Consider the following 15,720-nt stretch of genomic DNA (forward strand, 5'->3'; position numbering starts at 1 on the left):
AAGCCGGGAGTGTGAGTTACGCCGTGTCGGTGAACGTCGTCCCACCGTCGCACGCCTTACCGGAAGAGCATCACTGCTCAGCGAGGGGTGTGGCGGAAGGAGTTCCCGTGGCGTGGGAGATCGTCGTGGTCGCCGCGCTGGCCCTGGTTTTCCTGGTCCGGCTGGTAGCGCAGCTCCGGCGGAGCTGACGGACGCCGGCGCGGCGGCATCGGCCGGCGCACCGGCGGCTCGGCGGTGCGGTCGACGGCTGATTCGACAGGACGCGCCCGGTGCGCGCCCCCGTTCGCACGCGGCGGCATCGCGCGCGGCGCGTCGTTCGGCGGCGGAGCTCCGTTCCTCGGCATCCGCCCGTTCTGCACCGGACGCGGCCGGGGCGCCGGACGACGCGGCGGCAGCGGTTCGGCGGGAATCTTCGGGATCTCAGCGGTCACTTCGGCGTCCTCGACGAGCTGAGTCGTTTCGCCCGGAGTTTCGACCGGCGGTTCCACCGGGGGCTCAGGCATTTCCGGCGCGGGCGGAGGCGGCTTCGGCTTGTGCGACAACCGTCGCGCCAGCGAGTGGCTCGGCCGTTCCACGAACCGGTAGCTCAGTTCGACCACCCCGAACACCGCCGGGATCACGATCAGCAGCGCGATCGGCAGCGGCACCGCCGGGCGCAGCAGTTGCAGCAGCACGAACGTGACCAGCATGTGCAGCAGGTAGATCGAATAGCTGCGCTCGGACAGCATGGTCCAGATCTTGCGCTGCTTCAGCCGGTCCTCGGCGAACATGCCCATCAGGAAGCAGGCGACGGCGAACGCCAGCGCGAGGTTGTACGAGCTGTCCACGCGGCCGACGTTGATGACGTCCGCCAGCACGTACAGCGACCAGGCGCAGCCGCCGTACAGCGCGCCCGTCCAGAGCGGGATCTGCTTCTTGGTCGTCGCCCAGACGACCTGGCCGATGACCATCGCGGGCAGGTACGAGACGTTCACCGCGAACAGCGACCACGACGGTCCGAGCTGGGACCGGCTCATCATCACCACGAAGATGAAGGTCAGTTCGACCGCGATCGCGAGCCACACCCATCGGCGCAGCAGCGGCAGCACCGCCATGAGCAGCAGGTAGAAGATGACCTCGACGATCATCGTCCAGGCCACCGGCACCAGCACGATCTGCGGGTAGATCAGGTAGTTGACCAGCGTGGTGTTGGTGAAGACGGTGAGCGGGTTCAGCGTCTGTGCTTGGCCGGTTGACGGCGGGTGCAGATTCACCAGCAGCAGGAACGCGGTCAGCAGCACCACGAACAGCATCGGCGCGTAGACCCGGATGAACCGGTTGAGCGCGAACCGGCCGGTGCCCTGGCGCAGCGCGATCGGCGTCACGACGAAACCGCTGACCAGGAAGAAGAACGGCACCGCGATCTGCCCGATGCCCTGCTTCGACATGTGCATCGGATCGCTCGTGAGCGCCTCGATGAAGTCGACGTACGGGGCTTTGTCGTTCTTCGCGATCACCCACGGATGGGCGATGTGGCTGTAGAAGACCAGTAGCGCGCCGAGGCCGCGGCCGATGTCGATGAAGACGATCCGGGTTTTCTTCGCGGGCGCGGACGCAGGGTCGGCCAGGGCAGCGGAATTCGGCTCGGCCAGCGTGCTCACCCCCGTCTTCCGCTACCGACAACCTCGTGAAGGTTACCGCCTCGCACACCCGCCCCGGACGTACTCCCCGCAATTGGCGGTAAGCAGGGGATTAGTCACAACACCCGTTCTGGCCTCGGATTATGCGGTCGCCAGGTACGATCAGGCAGGAATTCGTCCGGTTTCACGCTAGGTAGTTCAGGAGTTCGGGGAGCGTGCAGCAGTCCAGTCTCGACGGTCCCGTCGAGCCTTCGCCGACCCTGCGCGCCGCTTTCCGCCAAGCCGCCCCCGCGATCAGCCTCTACCTGCTGTTCCAGATCGTCGCGTTCGGCGTGCTGTGGTTGATGAGCTGGAAGGCCGACGTGTCGCCGGGCCGGTTCATCGACAACTTCGACGCCAACTGGTTCCTCTCGGTCGCCCAGCACGGCTACGACCAGCCGGTCGTGCACGGCGCCGACGGGCTGCCGGTCGAGAACAGCCTGGTGTTCTTCCCGCTGTACCCGGCGACGGTGGCGCTGCTGACCCTGGTCGGGATCCCGCCGCTGGCGGCCGGGATGACGATCTCGCTGCTGGCCGGGTGCGCGGCGGCGTGGGGCCTGTTCGTGCTGGGCCGCGACCTGGCCGGACCGCGGGTGGGCCTGCTGGTGGCGGTGCTGTGGTCGATCGGGCCCGGTTCGACGGCACTGCATCTGGCGTATTCGGAATCGCTGCTGATGGCGCTCGTGTCCTGGACGTTCGTGATGCTCGCCCGCCGCGAATGGCTGGTCGCGGGCGGATTCGCGGTGCTGGCCGGGTTGACGCGGGCGAGTTCCGGTGCGTTGATCGCCGCGGTCGGCATCGCCGCGCTCATCGCGGTCTTCCAGCGGCGCGACGGCTGGCGGCCGTGGGCAGGCGGGCTAATCGCACCGCTCGGCCTGCTGGGCTACCTCGGCTACGTCTGGATCCAGACCGGCCGCCCGGACGGCTGGTTCTGGCTGCAGAACGCCTGGCAGATGCACTTCGATTTCGGCGTTTTCACCTGGACGCAGGTCCGCGAAGGCCTCACCTCGGACAACGCGAGCTGGATCACCGTGACCGCGCTCGTCGTGCTCACCGCGGTGGTGCTGCAGTTCTGGACCTGGGCGACGAAGCTGCCGTTGCCGTGGCAGATCTACGGCACGCTCACCGTGGTGATCGCGCTGTGCTCCTCGAACTTCTTCCAGTCCCGCGCGCGTTTCCTGCTGCCGGCGTTCGTGCTGACCGTGCCGGTCGCGCTCATGCTGGCGAAGCTGCCGAACCGGGTGCTGGCGGTGCTGCTGCCGGTGATCACCGTCGGAAGTGCCTGGTACGGCGCGTTCCTGCTGACCATCGCGCACGTGGCACCGTGAGGCACCACGTGCGCGATCAGGTCAGGGCGCCAGCCACAGCGTGACGAATTCCTTCTCGTCCGCTTGAGCGGCGGCGATGATCGCCGAATCTTCGAGCACCTGGTCGGACGGGCCGTCGTCGGTGACCACCTTCAGCGTGTAGCCGAACGAGCGGTACCCGGCGAGCACGGTGGCCGGGTCGTCGCCCAGTTCGGCGATCGCGCCCGGGTCGAACTCGCACACCACGTGCGGCCGGTCGCGGCGCAGCACCTCGGCCAGCCCCGCCAGCGCACGGTGGTCGCGGCCCTGCAGATCGACCTTTACCAGGCTGATCCGCTGTTCGGTCACCTCGGGCACGGAATCCAGCCGCACCGCGGGGACCTCGACGCCGGAACCGTCCACGGTGACCCGGTTGTCGCCGCTGTTGCCGGGGGTCGCCTGCGCCAGGTGCACGGTGCCGGGCTCGTCCCACGCGGCCGACTCGACCACGGTGACCAGCTCGCCCGCCGCCGCGGGCAGGTTGACCTCGACGTTGCGGCGCAGGTACGCGGCGTTGACCGGGTCGGCCTCCACCGCGATCACCCTGGTCACTTCCGGCGTGGCCCGCAGCAGCCGCAGCGTGTGGTAGCCGACGTGCGCGCCGATGTCGAGGAACGCGCCGTCCGCCAGCGAAGCCATCAGCTCGGCCTCGCTGTCCTCCCAGGACCGGTGGAACAGGATCCACGGCAGCATGACCTCGTCGACCGGCATCAGCAGCGCGCCGACATCGCACTGGACGACGTCCGCGCCGCGCGGCACCGGAGCGTGCCGGAGCCGCGCCGCGTCCCGCATCGCGCTGACGTCGAGGGTCACCCGCTGGATGGCCTTCTCGTCGGCGTCGAGCCGTTCGTCGCGCCGCGCGAACATCTTGTGCACGGTTCCCGCGGCGGCTTCGACCTCCGCGCCGACGCCGTCGTAGCCCTCGGCGAGCTTCGCCACGTCCGCTTCGAGATTGCGCAGCGCAAGGTCCGTTTCCGGAGCCTGCCGGCGCAGCTCGTTGACCGTGCCGCGCAACGCTTCGAGCCGTTCGCCGAGCGTGCGCGTGGACAGCGCGGCGCGGCGCGATTCGTCGATGTTGCGTTCCAGGCCTTCGATCCGGTCCAGCAACCGCCGGTTGCTGTCCTCGGTCGCCGCGAGCAGCGCACCCATCACCTGGCGCTGGTGCACGTCGTAGTGGTCGATCGCGCGCAGCACCGCCTTGCGCAGCGCGGGTGCGAGCGGCAGCCGCGACGGCGCGCTCGCTTCCGGACGCCAGCGCAACGCCTCGGTCGCCTGCTGCAGCGGGCTGAGCGGGTGCTCCGGTGGCGGGGTCGCGGCGCGCTGCCGCTCCTGCCACGTCTCGTGCGCCTGCTCCAGCTCACGCCGCATCCACTCGGCCGCGGTCGCCATCGACCGTTCGCGCAGGACGACCTCCCGCGCGCGCCGGCCGCGAGCAGTCGCCTCGTCCGGATCGTCGGCGATCTGCACCATCGCGGCCGCGGCGGCGTTCAGATCGGGCTCCGCCCAGACCGCGTCGGCGTGGTACGGGTAGTTGCCCTCGCCGACCGGGACCAGCCGGTACGGGATCGGCCAGCCGGTGGACTCGTCGAGGAATTCCGTGGTGCTGGAGTAATCCGTCGAAATCACCGGCATCGCACGGGCCATCGCCTCGGCGACGGTGAGCCCGAAACCCTCGCTGCGGTGCAGCGAAACGTACGCGGTGCTGGTCTCGTACAGCTCGTGCAGTTCGGCGACGCTGAGGTAGCGCTCGACCAGTTCGATCCGGTCGTCGCCGCGAACGACCGCGCGCAGCCTTTCGGCGGCCTGCGGGTGCAGCTTCGCGTTGATTGCCTTGACGGTGAGCCGGACGTCCTCGCGCCCCGGGAACGCCCGCTGGAACGCTTCTACCGCGCCCCAAGGGTTTTTGCGCTCCGCGACGCTGTTGAAGTCGAACGCGAACAGGAACCGCACCGGCTCGCCCTTGTCGCGCGCGGGCGGCGACGGCTCGCCCGGATCGCGCACCGGCACCGGGATCGTCTTGACCGGGATCGTCGAATGCGCGGCGAACGCGCGGCGGCAGAAGTCGCTGACCGTCCAGACCTCGTCGAGCATCCCGAACGCTTCGTGCTGCCACTGCGGGAAGTCTTCGAGTTCCCACGCCCACAGCCCGATCCGGTAGCGCCCGGCGCCGACCTCGGGGTGGTTGGTCAGGATCGTGCGCGTCTGGTCCGCGTTCACCGCGAACACGCTGACCGGGAACCGCGGATCGCCGACCGTCGCGGGCCGCTCGATGCCGGTGCGGTTCGAGACCGCCTTCTCCTCCAGCACCGTGGCCACCGGCACGCCGCCGGTCTCGATCGCCTCGAGCACGATCCGGCCCATCTCGCCGAGCCCCAGCTCCGCGGTCAGGTAGCCGAGCAGGTTCACGCCGAACTCGTCGTGCGGCGGACGGGTCGCGACCGGTTCGGAAGGCAACGCCCACTCCGGCAGCCCGGCCTCGGAGACGCCGGACCCGGCGCACCAGTGCCGGAAGCCGTCCGCGTCGTCGCCGTAGGGGTGCGGGAACGCCATCTGCAGGTCGATCCGCGACGCCCAGATCGCGTGCGTCAGCCGGTTCAGCCCGGCCGCTGCCTGGCCCTGGTCCTCCGGCGTGGCGAGCCATTCGCGTAGCGCGAGCCCGCCGTCCTCGGCGTACGCGTGCGGCGGCGCGGGCTTCTTCTTGCGCTCGGCCTTGATCCAGCCCTCGCGGAAAACGCGCCGCGCGAGCTTCGGCACCGGCGTGCCGTCCTGGAAGTCCTTGAAGCCGTACGGAATCGAGTCGAGCGACTCGGCGTACCCCGCTTCGCGCAGCTTCGTGCCGTACGAATCGCAGATGGCGCGAAGGTCGTCGTTGTGCGACAGCAGCACCCGCGGCTTGCGCGCGCAGTGGAAGCTGAGCAGCCACGGCTTCTCTGGCCGGTAGCCGCTGAAGTGGAAGAACCGCAGCTTCGCGCCGCCCGCGGTCAGTGCGCCGTCCTTGTCACGGCCGATCGGCCGCTCGTGGAGGTTCCAGTACGCGACGTCGAATCCGGGGTCGGTGACGACGTGGTGCCGGAACAGCGACGGCACCTGGTCGACCCAGCGCTGGTCGGTGAACAGCTGCTGCTCGGGCGCGACGATCGCGTCGTGGCGCAGCCTGCCCGCCCAGAAGTCGAGGAACGGCCCGGCGCCGCGGCCGACGCCGATGAAGCCGAGGTTGAACATGCCGGTGCCCATGATCACCGCGTCGTCCGGCTCCATGCCGTCCTGCGGCAACGGGGTCAGGAAGTGCGGCGCGAGCACGATGTCGTGCGTTTTGGCGAGTTCGGCGACCTCGGGGATCGGCGCGAACAGCTCGATGTCCGGGTCGAGGTAGATCGCCGCCTCGGACTCTTTCAGCAGCTCGCGCAGCAGGTACGGCTTGACCGACGTGGCGAGTTCGGTGACCGAGTACGCGGTCGCCATCCGCAGGTAGTCGTCCTCGTCGATGCCGAACGCGGCCGGGCCGACGACGGTGAGTCCGTCGCCGGCCCGGTCCGACTGATCGCGCGGGGCGTCGATGACCGCGATGACGAAGCGGCCGCCCGGATGGTGCTCGAGGTAGGAGCGGGCCAGCACGCGCGCCGCGGGCACGTAGTTGCGGGCGACGATCGTGCAGGCGGTGGTCCCGGGCTCAGGCATCGGCGGTCAGCACCGTGAGCTGCTGGTTCAGCGCGGTGGTGAAGTCGGTGGAGGTCTGGCTCTTGCCGGACACCTCGACGCGGACGATCACGTTCCCGTGCGCGTAGTGCCCGCGCGACTGGGCCGACTGGCCGTCCTTCGCGTCGATCGAGGTCGCGTACACGCCGTTGGGAGCGGTGGTGTCGCGCTTGGCCCCGTTCGTGACCTGGACCTCCATCAGCTTCTCGGCCGCGGTCTTCGCCGCGGTCGGGCTGCTGGCCTGGGCGAGGAACAGCGTGATCAGGTTGCCGTCTTCGAGGTGGTACACGACGAACTTGACCTTGGAGACGCCCGCCGCCTGGTAGGCGCTCAGTTCCTGCGGGTTGAGGTACTTCAGCGTGTCGACCTGCGAGAACGACGTGATGTCGTCGTGCGTCTCGGCCTTGCCCGGCATGGTCGCGACGCCGAGCGGGTCCGGCGGCTTGGGGGCCGAAGACGGACCGGGCTGGTGCTGCGCGGTGGTCTGCTCGGTGCCGCCGCCTCCGCTGTCGCGGCCCCACAGCCAGTACGCGCCGAACGCGATGCCGGCCAGCACGATGACGGCGCCGACGATCGCGCCGATCTTCTTGCCGTTGCTCTTCTTCGGCTTGTCGCTGAAGTACTCCGGACCCTGGCGGACCCATTCGGAGTCGCCACCGGACGGGCCGAGCGGCGGGAGATCGCCGCCGCCCCACGGCGGGGTCTGGTCGCTCTCGGCGGCGTTCCACGGCTGCTGCTGCGGGAAGCCCCCGGGCGGCGAGGACGGCGTGCCCTGCGGGAACCCGCCGGGCGGGGAGTAGTGCGCCTGCGGCTGGTGCTGCTGCGGCTGCACCACCTGGGTGCGCTCGGGACCGGCGTCCGCGGGCGGCTGCTGGGTCTGCCACGACTGGACGACCTGAGTGCGCTCGGCGCCGCCGTCGGCGGGCGGCTGCTGCGGAGCCTGCGGCTGCTGCTGCGGGACGCCTCCAGGCGGGCTGACCGGCGCGATCACCTGGGTCGAGTCCGCGCTCTGGTTCTGCGGCGGGGCGGGCTGGTCCTGCTGGCCGACGGCCGAGGACAGCACCTGATCACGCCGGATGCGATAGTCGTCCGCGGACAGTCGCCCTGACGCGAGCTCCTCGTCCAGCCGGCGCAGCTCCTCCTGCCAGGACACCAGGGCCCCCCTTATCTGTCGGCATGGCGACGGTCAATGCGTCGTCGCTACCCGATTGTGTGTGACGACGTGGACATTGTGCACGGGTCCGACCCCGCGTGACCTGGCGGGTGGCCTTGTGCGCCGGGGTGTGTTCAGCCGGCGGGCAGCGCGGCCGCGACCTTCGCGCGGATCTCTTCCATCCGCGAGCGCAGCACCGCCGGATCCTGGCCGACCGGGCCCGACACGCCGATGCCGACCGACACGCCGCCCGAGGTGTACCAGAAGGCCATCACGCGTCCGGCCGGGCTGCTCCCGGTGTAGAGCAGATCGGTGGCCGCCGGGCCGAGCGGGCTGCTGTCGAACCCGCCGGTGACGAGGTTCTGCCGCAGCCCCTGGACGAGCTGACCGGCCTGCGCCTTGGACGGCGCCGGGACCGCGATGAGCGTCGTGCCGCCGTCGGTGCCTGCGTAAGCGTGGTAGACGAGCTGGTCCGCGCCCGCCGCGCGCATGAGGTTCGCGTCGGCGTCGGAAACGGCTTTGGCCTGGACCGCCTTGTCCAGCGCCATGGTCGAGTTCTCCGGGTTCGGCGTGCCCGGCAGCGTGGGCAGCTTGTCCTCGAGCGACGCCGGCTGGGTGTTCGGCGCGGACGACGCGGCGGGCGGCTGCGCGGCCGTGTCGTTCGAGTCGTTCTTGTTGCCGAGGAACCAGATGCCGCCGACGACCAGCGCCAGCACCACGAGCACGGCCAGCGACAGGAACAGCCAGGTCGGCTTGCCGCGGCGCGGTTTGGCGTCGTCCTCCCAGAGCCGGCGCGGCTCCGGCTGGCCGTTCGCCGGGATCGCGCCGAAGACCGCGGTGGGCCGGTCGTCGGCGGGGCTCGGCGCGGTGGTCGGCCGGTCGGTGGAGAACGGGGTGCCCGGGGTGTGCGAGAAGGCGGGCTGCGGCTTCTCGGCCGACGGGACCGCGGCCCCGGAATTCAGGAACGATTCGACCGCGGGCGGTTCCGGCGCGGGCATCGCCGGGTTGGTGCTGGCCCAGCCGACGACCGGCTGTTGCTGCTGACCCGGTTGCTGCTGGCTCGGCTGTTGCTGCTGGCCGGGGGTGTGCCACTGCACGGGGGCGACGCCCGGCCAGGTTCCCGGCTGGGCGGGCAGCTGCGGCTGCGGCTGGTGCGGCGGAGGCGGTCCGGCTTGGCTCGGCGTGCTCGGCGGCGGCGTGACCGGGGTCTGCGGCTGGGCTGCCGGGCTCTGCGGCTGCGAGAAGAAGGGCGCTGCCGCGTCGGTCGTGGCTGCTGAGCTCGTCGTCGCGGCTGAGTTGGCGGTGGCCGCCGGGTTGGCGGCAAGCTGCTCGGGCGCCGAGGTGCCTCCGGGCGGGGTGCCCGGCGAGGTGGAGCTCAGCCGGAGCGTGCTCGTCGGGTCGTGCTCCGGCATCGTCGCCACGACCTGCGTCGTACTCGCGCTGTTGTCGGCCGAAGCGCTCTGGGCCGGGGCGCTCGCGCTGCCGGTAGAGGTGCTCGGCTCCGCTGCCGCCTGGCTGTCCGATCCGGCGGGCGTCGCGGTGGCCTGGGCGGCCGGTGTGCTCCAGGTGGGTGACTCGCTCGCCGACGGCGCGTCCTGCCGCAACGGCGACGCCACGGGCGAAGCCGCCCCGCCGCCCGACGCCTCGGCGAGCAGTTCGTCGCGCTGGCGGCGGTGTTCGGCGTGTCCGAGGCGGCCGGCGGCCAACTCCGCGTCCAAGCGCCGGAGCTCTTCCTGCCAGCTCATCACGCAACCCCCTGTCACCGGTTCGGGCGACAGTGTTCCACGCGCTCTGGCTCCGTGGGGCTCAGGTGCACAAGATCAGCCCAGATCAGGCGTCCGCTTCGCGAGACCGCCAGGAAAACCGGCGGGTCCGTACGATCGGGAGCATGTCCTCCGCGCGCGGTGCGCTCGCCGCCCTTGCCGTGGATCGGCTCGCCGGTCTCGACATCACCGCTGCCGAACTCGTCGAGGCCGGGGCGCGGGCCGTCGGCGAGGGCCTCGAAGCGCCCTCCCTTCCCGAACTGGCCGCCCTCGACCACCGGAACCACCAGGCGGTTTCCGCCGCCTTCTCGCACGTGGTCGAGGAGCTGGGCATCGAACTCCCGGCCGACGCCACCGCGGCCCAATGGCAGCTGCTCGGCGAACACCTCGGCGAGATGGTGCGCGGCGACGTCCGGCTCGCCGTGGCCGCGAAGAGCGTCAAGGCGCTCGACGGTCGGCTCGGCCATCCGGTCGCGCTCGCCGAGCTGCGGCAGTGGCTGGCGATGCTCGCGACCTGGATTCCGACCGATGTCACCCCGGTCAGCTACTGCGAGGACCAGGTTCTGCAGCAGGCGCGCGCGGTACTGGCGGGTCCGTGGCCGCCGGTCACCCGTTAAGCGGCAAAAACTGTCGTACATATGTTCTAAAATTGGCCGTGTACTGGGGAAACCATCCACCGGAAGGCGGCCGCCCATGACCAGTTCTCAGTCGGCATACGTCACGCTGCCCACGTTCGTCGGGTACAGCGCCAGCAAGGGCCCGTCGCGTTCGTCGTTCGTTCGCAGGCAGCGCCGGCTGTACGAGGATCCGGCCCGGGCGGCGTTCAACTACTACCGGCGCGCGGCGAACGCGGTGCGGGCCGGCCGGGCGGCGCGGCAGGACGAGGTGGCCATGCGCGCGCTGGTCAACAACGCCGACGAGCGCACGCGTCCGCATTACGCCGCCATCGCCGAGGGCTGGCTGCGTTACCTCGGCAGGCGCGATCCGAAGCTGATCGAGGTCGGGCGGGCGCGGTTCGCGCTCGGCGAGCTGGAGATCGGCATCAGCCCGCAGCTGGGGCTGCGGAAGTCGAACGGCCGCCGGTTCGCCACCTGGCTGTACTTCAAGGAGGAGCCGCTCACCCGGGACGCCGCGCAGCTCGCGTTGTGGCTGCTCACCGAGGGCATGCCGGATCTGCTGCCGGGCGGGGAGGCGCTGGTCGTGGACGTCCGCCGGGCGAAGGAGTTCACGTTGTCGGCGCGGGACCGGGAGCGGCTGCGGCCGTGGGCGTTCAGCGAGGCGTCGGCGTTCGTCACGCTGTGGCGCGCCGCATAACTGCTCCGTGCATGACCGGCACGGGTCTCGGGTAAGGAACCTGCGGACCGGGCGCTGTTTTCCCGGTCCGCGGGCCACCCGGTCGAGTGACAGCTTGGCGCTCGGCTCCGGTGGACTGGACAATCCCGGTCCCGGACACGAAGCTTTCGGCAGTTTCGAGCCCGGCCGATGACTTCGAGGTCGACAAGTGAACGCTGCTGCAGCCTGGGAGCCGCTCTCGCGAGTGGCTGACGAACCCGCTTGGTATTGGGTGCACGACAAGCTCAGGTTCTGGCCGAGCACCTTCGCGCACGATTGGCCCGGCTTCCATGAGCCGAGCCCGTCGGCTGCCTGGGATCTCTCCACCGGCGAGTACGACCGTGCCTCAGCCGAGTTCCGCCTCGGCCCGTACGCGGTGGAAGAGCACGACGTGGCCCGCGCCGTGCTGGCCGCGCTCCAGGAGGTCACCGCCGAAGACGACTGGCTGTGGGTCCTGCATTGGCAGCACCAGTCGTTCAAGTTCTGGCCGCATCGCATGCAGCAGAACGCGCCGTGGCCGGTCTCGGTCTTCCCGCGCGGCGACTATCACCTGTTCCTCGCCGCCGATTTCAGCTACGGCACGCTCGGCCACCCGTGGGAGCGCACCCTGTGCGTCTTCGGCGAAAACTTGCTCCCTGCGGTCGAAAAGCACGCTGACGGCATCCTCACGAACCAGCTCCGCCGGGACGGCCAGCCCTCTGCGCTGACCCGCTGATCGCCGCCGCTGCTACCGTCTCGCACGTGTTCGAATACCACGGCTGGGTGACCATCGCCGCCACCGCGACGGGCGACGACGACGCAGCTCTGCTGGAGCGCCTGGTGGAACGGGTCCACCGCTCGCTGAACAACACAACCATGCTGGACCTGGTAGACCTCCGCTGGAGCGCGGGCCTGCCCATGCTCCATCTGGGTGGTCTGGACAAACACGGCGGAGCGATCACCCCGCAACTGCTGGAAACGTTCGCCCGAGTAGGAGAACTGGCCCCAGGCTCCTACGGCCTCCTGCACATCTGGGACGACCAACACCCAGAACACGACAACGCCTTCCAGGTGTACCGAATGGCAAGAGGCCAACTAACGGAACAAAAAGACGAACACCTGTCCCCCATCGCCCCCACAGTCCTAGACACCTACGAGCTGTAAGAGGACAGGACCAGGAAGGTCGCGACGCACCTTCTCCACTTGCTCCGCAAGCTACAAAGCCGCCCACCCACCCAACCGCAGCCGGTGGCACCGCGGGGGTCCGGGGGCTCGGGCCCCCGGGTGAAATGGCGAAGGCCCTGTATCCACGCTTTTTGTGGATACAGGGCCTTCGGGACTGAGCGGATGACGGGATTCGAACCCGCGACCCTCACCTTGGCAAGGTGATGCGCTACCAGCTGCGCTACATCCGCGTTAACCGCTTGGTGCTCGGTGTTGAAGACACTCTATACCGTCGCCTCGGTGACACTTTCGGGGGCCCCGTTATTGGCGTGGACCTGCTGAGATGTGGTGCTTGCGCGTCACGTTGAGCGCACAAGGGGTGACGACGGGCGCTCTGCTCCGTATGGTGTCCCCAATCGACTTCAGTGGTGAGTCCTTCGGGGGAGGAGGTGCCTTGCCGGATGACCGAGCTGGGCACGGCGCCGCCACCAGCGGCCTCGGAATCCGACGAGCAGGCACTTTTGAAGCGGCTGCGCGACGGCGAGGATGCCGCGTTCGGGGAGTTGTTCGAGCTGCATGCCGCGGCCGTGCGCAGATTGGCGCAGAGTCTGGCGGCGGATCGTTCCGAAGCTGAAGACATCACCGCGGAGACCTTCTTCCGCGTGCTGCAGGCGTTGCGCCGCGGCGCGGGTCCGCGGGATTACATCCGGGCTTATTTGCTGACGGTCGCGCGCCGCGTGTCGTGGGAGTGGCATGGCGCCCGTCGCGATGTCCCGGTGACTGACGACGAGTTGACGTTCCGGGCGGGCGCCGGGGTGGACACGCCCGCGCGGACGGCTGAGCACACGTTGATCACGACGGCGTTCACGAGTTTGCCGGAGCGGTGGCGGACGGTGCTGTGGCAGACCGAGGTCGAGGGCGAGCAGCCGGCGATGGTGGCTCCGCATTTCGGCTTGTCGGCGAACGCGACGGCGGCGTTGGCGCGACGGGCGCGGCAGGGGTTGCGGGCGGCGTATCTGCAGGCGCATTTGTCGGTGAACCGGGGTCCGGAGACGTGCCGCGCGGTGGTGGAGAAGCTGGGCGGGTTCACCGCGGGCAGTGTCACCGGCTCGGAGGCGGAGCGGATCAAGGCGCATTTGCTGGGGTGTCCGTCGTGCCGGGCGACGCAGGACGAGTTGCGGGATGTGTGTTCGTCGTTGCGGGCGCATGCCGGGGTGCTGGTGCTCGCGGTTCCGGCGCTGGCCGGGGTCGGCAAGGCCGCTGGCGCGGTCGCGACGGTGAAGAGCGTGGTGTTCGGCTCGAAGGTGAAGGTCGGGCTGGCGCTGGCGTCGACCGCGGCGGCGGGTGCGGTGAGTTTGACCGCCGGTCCGCTGGTGTTCGGGTCGCATCCGGTGCAGGACGTCGGGTTGGGCGGGGGTGCGCCGGAGCTGGCGTTGCAGCCGCCGCAGCCGCCTTCGCCGCCGGCGCAGCAGGGTCCGCGGGTCATCTCCGGGCAGCTGAACGGCAGCGCGCGGCCCGCGCACGTGGGGGTTCATCCGGGGGTTTCGCAGCATTTGGGCGTGGCCGAGGTGCCGCATTTGCCGCCGGTGCATCAGGCGGCGTCCGGGGAGCAGTCCTCGTCGACGTCGGATTCGGCCGGGTCGACTGGTTCGACTGGGTCGACGCCGCGGGATGATCTTCCGAGCCAGGACGGCAGTCGTACGGAATCGCCGATGACGAGCCGGTCGTCGAGCACGGAGTCGCGGTCGGATCTGGACACGTCCACGAACTCGTCCAGCCCGGGCGTGCTGAGCACGACGACGGACGACACGAGTCCTTCGTCGTACGCTCCGCCGCCCTCGTCGTACGTGCCTTCGCCGGATTCGTACGTGCCGCCGTCGGTCACGACCACGCCGACCGGGTCGCGGCACGACGCGTCGGCTGCTCCGCGGTCTTCCAGCTCGACTGAGTCGTCCGACTGCCCGAAGTCTTCCAAGCCGGTTGAGTCGACCAAGTCTTCGAAGTCTGCCGAGTCTTCGAAGTCGGCCAAGACGGACTCCACGTCCGGGAACGACGTCACCGGTTCGGCCGATTCCTCAGCGGACGCAAGCTCCCGAACAGCCAAAACCCGGCAAACCGCCAGTAACTCTCAGTGAGCGCCTCGCGCTGGACGGCACGGTCACGGTAACGTTGAGCGAGTTCGACGTCGCCCGGGAGGCAACAGGATGAACCGGCTGGTGCGCGGCGAAGACGGTCGCCATTGGGTGGTCCGTGCCCAGATGGAGTGGCGGGCTCCCGCCACCGCTGACGATTTCGAACACGACGTCGCGGGCAGTTACGGACCTGGCATCGCGATGATCGTGGTCATGGGGTTCCTGGTGATCGCGCTGGTGGTCTGGACCCCGGATGTCGTGAAGGTGCCCGCGTGGGTGCTGCTGGCGTTGCTGCTGGTGGTGTTGTTCTTCCCGCTGCGGTGGATCCTGCGCCGCCCGTGGACGGTGGTCGCCGAGACCGAGGGCGACGTCGCGGGCGACCGGCCGTCGGAGCGCTGGGTCGGCACGATCCGCGGCATGTTCACCGTGTCCGGCGAGGTGAAGCGGATCTCGAAGACGATCCAGAGGCATTCGCTGCCGGACTTCGACGGTCCGCTGCACCCGGTCGAATAGACCTGGCCGGAACCGGGCCGGCGCGCGAGACTGGTGCCATGCCCGAGTTGCCCGAGGTCGAAGCACTGGCCCACCACCTGCGCGAACACGCCGTGGGAAGCACCGTTTTCCGGCTCGACGTCGCGTCGCTGAGCGTGCTGAAGACCGCGGTGCCGCCGTACACCGAGCTGCACGGCCGCGAAATCACCGACGCGACTCGGCACGGCAAGCATCTGGATGTCGTCCTGGGCGATTTGCACCTGGTAGTGCACCTGGCGCGCGCTGGCTGGCTGCGCTGGTCGGACGGGCTGTCCCCGGCTCCGCTGAAGCCGGGCAAGGGGCCGATCTCGCTGCGGGTGCATCTGGAGTCGGCTTCCGGTCCTGGCTTCGATCTCACCGAGGCGGGGACGAAGAAGGGTCTGGCGGTGTGGATCGTCGCGGACCCGTCCGAGGTGGCGAGCGTGGCGCGGCTGGGGCCGGACGCGCTGGCGATTGACGCTTCGCAGTTGCGGGAGTTGTTCCAGGGGAAGGGGACTCGGCTGAAGTGGGCGTTGACTGATCAGTCGTTGATCGCGGGGATCGGGAACGCTTATTCGGACGAGATCATGCATCGGGCGAAGTTGTCGCCTTATGCGACTGTGGGGAAGCTGGACGAGGGCGCGTTGGAGGTCCTGGCCGAGGCGATCCGCGAGGTGGAGACGGACGCTGTCTCGCGGTCGGTGGGGCAGAAGGCCGCGCGGTTGAAGGGGGAGAAGCGGTCTGGGCTGCGGGTGCATGCTCGGACTGGGCTTCCTTGCCCGGTTTGCGGGGATACTGTGCGGGAGATTTCGTTTGCGGATAAGTCGTTTCAGTATTGCGCGACTTGTCAGACTGGCGGGAAGCCGTTGGCTGATCGGCGGATGTCTCGGTTGTTGAAGTAGTTCTGCGTCTGTTGCGGGCGGCTCGTCGCCTGGCGGCGACATTGCGCCCCTTGGTTGCGTGGGGCACCCCGAAGCTTGATTGTGA

General features: G+C 69.7%; 12 protein-coding genes and 1 tRNA gene. 8 read left to right on the forward strand and 5 right to left on the reverse strand.

Annotation, left to right across the window (positions count from 1 at the left end):
• Window positions 1-77: 77 nt before the first annotated feature.
• Window positions 78-1,640 (reverse strand): acyltransferase, encoded by a 1,563-nt coding sequence (locus tag PUT80_RS03720; protein ID WP_037806927.1) that lies wholly within the window; start codon window positions 1,638-1,640, stop codon window positions 78-80.
• Between the two features lie 194 nt (window positions 1,641-1,834).
• Here PUT80_RS03720 and PUT80_RS03725 point away from each other — a divergent pair, with 194 nt between their 5' ends.
• Window positions 1,835-2,986 (forward strand): hypothetical protein, encoded by a 1,152-nt coding sequence (locus PUT80_RS03725; protein WP_037806931.1) that lies wholly within the window; start codon window positions 1,835-1,837, stop codon window positions 2,984-2,986.
• Window positions 2,987-3,007: 21 nt separating this feature from the next.
• Here PUT80_RS03725 and PUT80_RS03730 read toward each other — a convergent pair whose 3' ends face one another.
• From PUT80_RS03730 to PUT80_RS03740, 3 genes are all read right to left on the reverse strand, one after another.
• Window positions 3,008-6,682 carry an FkbM family methyltransferase gene (locus PUT80_RS03730; protein WP_275291112.1) on the reverse strand — a complete coding sequence of 1,225 codons (3,675 nt, stop codon included), beginning with the start codon at window positions 6,680-6,682 and terminating at the stop codon, window positions 3,008-3,010.
• A complete protein-coding gene (locus PUT80_RS03735) occupies window positions 6,675-7,853 on the reverse strand; it encodes a hypothetical protein (protein WP_275291113.1) in 1,179 nt (392 codons plus the stop codon). The genes PUT80_RS03730 and PUT80_RS03735 overlap by 8 nt, the downstream gene beginning before the upstream one ends.
• Window positions 7,854-7,987: 134 nt before the next feature.
• A complete protein-coding gene (locus tag PUT80_RS03740) occupies window positions 7,988-9,598 on the reverse strand; it encodes a hypothetical protein (RefSeq protein WP_275291114.1) in 1,611 nt (536 codons plus the stop codon).
• Between the two features lie 143 nt (window positions 9,599-9,741).
• On the opposite strand from PUT80_RS03740, the gene PUT80_RS03745 reads away from it, so the two are divergent.
• The 4 genes from PUT80_RS03745 (at window position 9,742) to PUT80_RS03760 (ending at window position 12,091) form a co-directional block, all read left to right on the forward strand.
• Window positions 9,742-10,233: a hypothetical protein gene (locus PUT80_RS03745; protein WP_275291115.1), complete on the forward strand. Its 492-nt coding sequence runs from the start codon at window positions 9,742-9,744 to the stop codon at window positions 10,231-10,233.
• A 76-nt stretch (window positions 10,234-10,309) separates the two neighbouring features.
• A complete protein-coding gene (locus PUT80_RS03750; protein ID WP_037806945.1) occupies window positions 10,310-10,930 on the forward strand; it encodes a hypothetical protein in 621 nt (206 codons plus the stop codon).
• Between the two features lie 223 nt (window positions 10,931-11,153).
• Complete coding sequence (locus PUT80_RS03755) at window positions 11,154-11,663, forward strand: DUF2716 domain-containing protein (protein ID WP_078870229.1); 510 nt, start codon at window positions 11,154-11,156, stop codon at window positions 11,661-11,663.
• Window positions 11,664-11,689: 26 nt separating this feature from the next.
• Window positions 11,690-12,091, forward strand: coding sequence for an Imm7 family immunity protein (locus PUT80_RS03760; RefSeq protein ID WP_275291116.1), 402 nt, complete (start codon window positions 11,690-11,692; stop codon window positions 12,089-12,091).
• Between the two features lie 178 nt (window positions 12,092-12,269).
• On the opposite strand, the gene PUT80_RS03765 is transcribed toward PUT80_RS03760, so the two are convergent.
• Window positions 12,270-12,342: transfer RNA gene (locus PUT80_RS03765), tRNA-Gly, on the reverse strand.
• Window positions 12,343-12,552: 210 nt separating this feature from the next.
• Between PUT80_RS03765 and PUT80_RS03770 the strand changes: the two genes are divergently transcribed.
• The 3 genes from PUT80_RS03770 to PUT80_RS03780 all read left to right on the forward strand — a co-directional run bounded on the left by PUT80_RS03770 (window position 12,553) and on the right by PUT80_RS03780 (window position 15,635).
• Window positions 12,553-14,226, forward strand: a complete 1,674-nt coding sequence (locus tag PUT80_RS03770) for a sigma-70 family RNA polymerase sigma factor (protein ID WP_275291117.1) — start codon at window positions 12,553-12,555, stop codon at window positions 14,224-14,226.
• A gap of 69 nt (window positions 14,227-14,295) precedes the next feature.
• Entirely contained in the window at window positions 14,296-14,736 is a 441-nt protein-coding gene (locus PUT80_RS03775) for a DUF983 domain-containing protein (RefSeq protein ID WP_009085725.1), read from the forward strand.
• Between the two features lie 38 nt (window positions 14,737-14,774).
• Entirely contained in the window at window positions 14,775-15,635 is an 861-nt protein-coding gene (locus PUT80_RS03780; RefSeq protein ID WP_037806953.1) for a DNA-formamidopyrimidine glycosylase family protein, read from the forward strand.
• The last annotated feature ends 85 nt before the right edge of the window (window positions 15,636-15,720 follow it).

This window comes from Amycolatopsis sp. La24 (assembly GCF_029087445.1).
In the GTDB taxonomy this organism is placed as follows: Bacteria; Actinomycetota; Actinomycetes; order Mycobacteriales; family Pseudonocardiaceae; genus Amycolatopsis; species Amycolatopsis nivea.

Excerpts from the sequence above, each read along its gene's own strand:
- PUT80_RS03730 (WP_275291112.1), bottom strand. The coding sequence starts at position 6,682 with ATGCCTGAGCCCGGGACCACCGCCTGCACGATCGTCGCCCGCAACTAC.
- PUT80_RS03740 (WP_275291114.1), bottom strand. The coding sequence starts at position 9,598 with ATGAGCTGGCAGGAAGAGCTCCGGCGCTTGGACGCGGAGTTGGCCGCC.
- PUT80_RS03745 (WP_275291115.1), top strand. The coding sequence starts at position 9,742 with ATGTCCTCCGCGCGCGGTGCGCTCGCCGCCCTTGCCGTGGATCGGCTC.
- PUT80_RS03750 (WP_037806945.1), top strand. The coding sequence starts at position 10,310 with ATGACCAGTTCTCAGTCGGCATACGTCACGCTGCCCACGTTCGTCGGG.
- PUT80_RS03770 (WP_275291117.1), top strand. The coding sequence starts at position 12,553 with ATGACCGAGCTGGGCACGGCGCCGCCACCAGCGGCCTCGGAATCCGAC.
- PUT80_RS03775 (WP_009085725.1), top strand. The coding sequence starts at position 14,296 with ATGAACCGGCTGGTGCGCGGCGAAGACGGTCGCCATTGGGTGGTCCGT.
- PUT80_RS03780 (WP_037806953.1), top strand. The coding sequence starts at position 14,775 with ATGCCCGAGTTGCCCGAGGTCGAAGCACTGGCCCACCACCTGCGCGAA.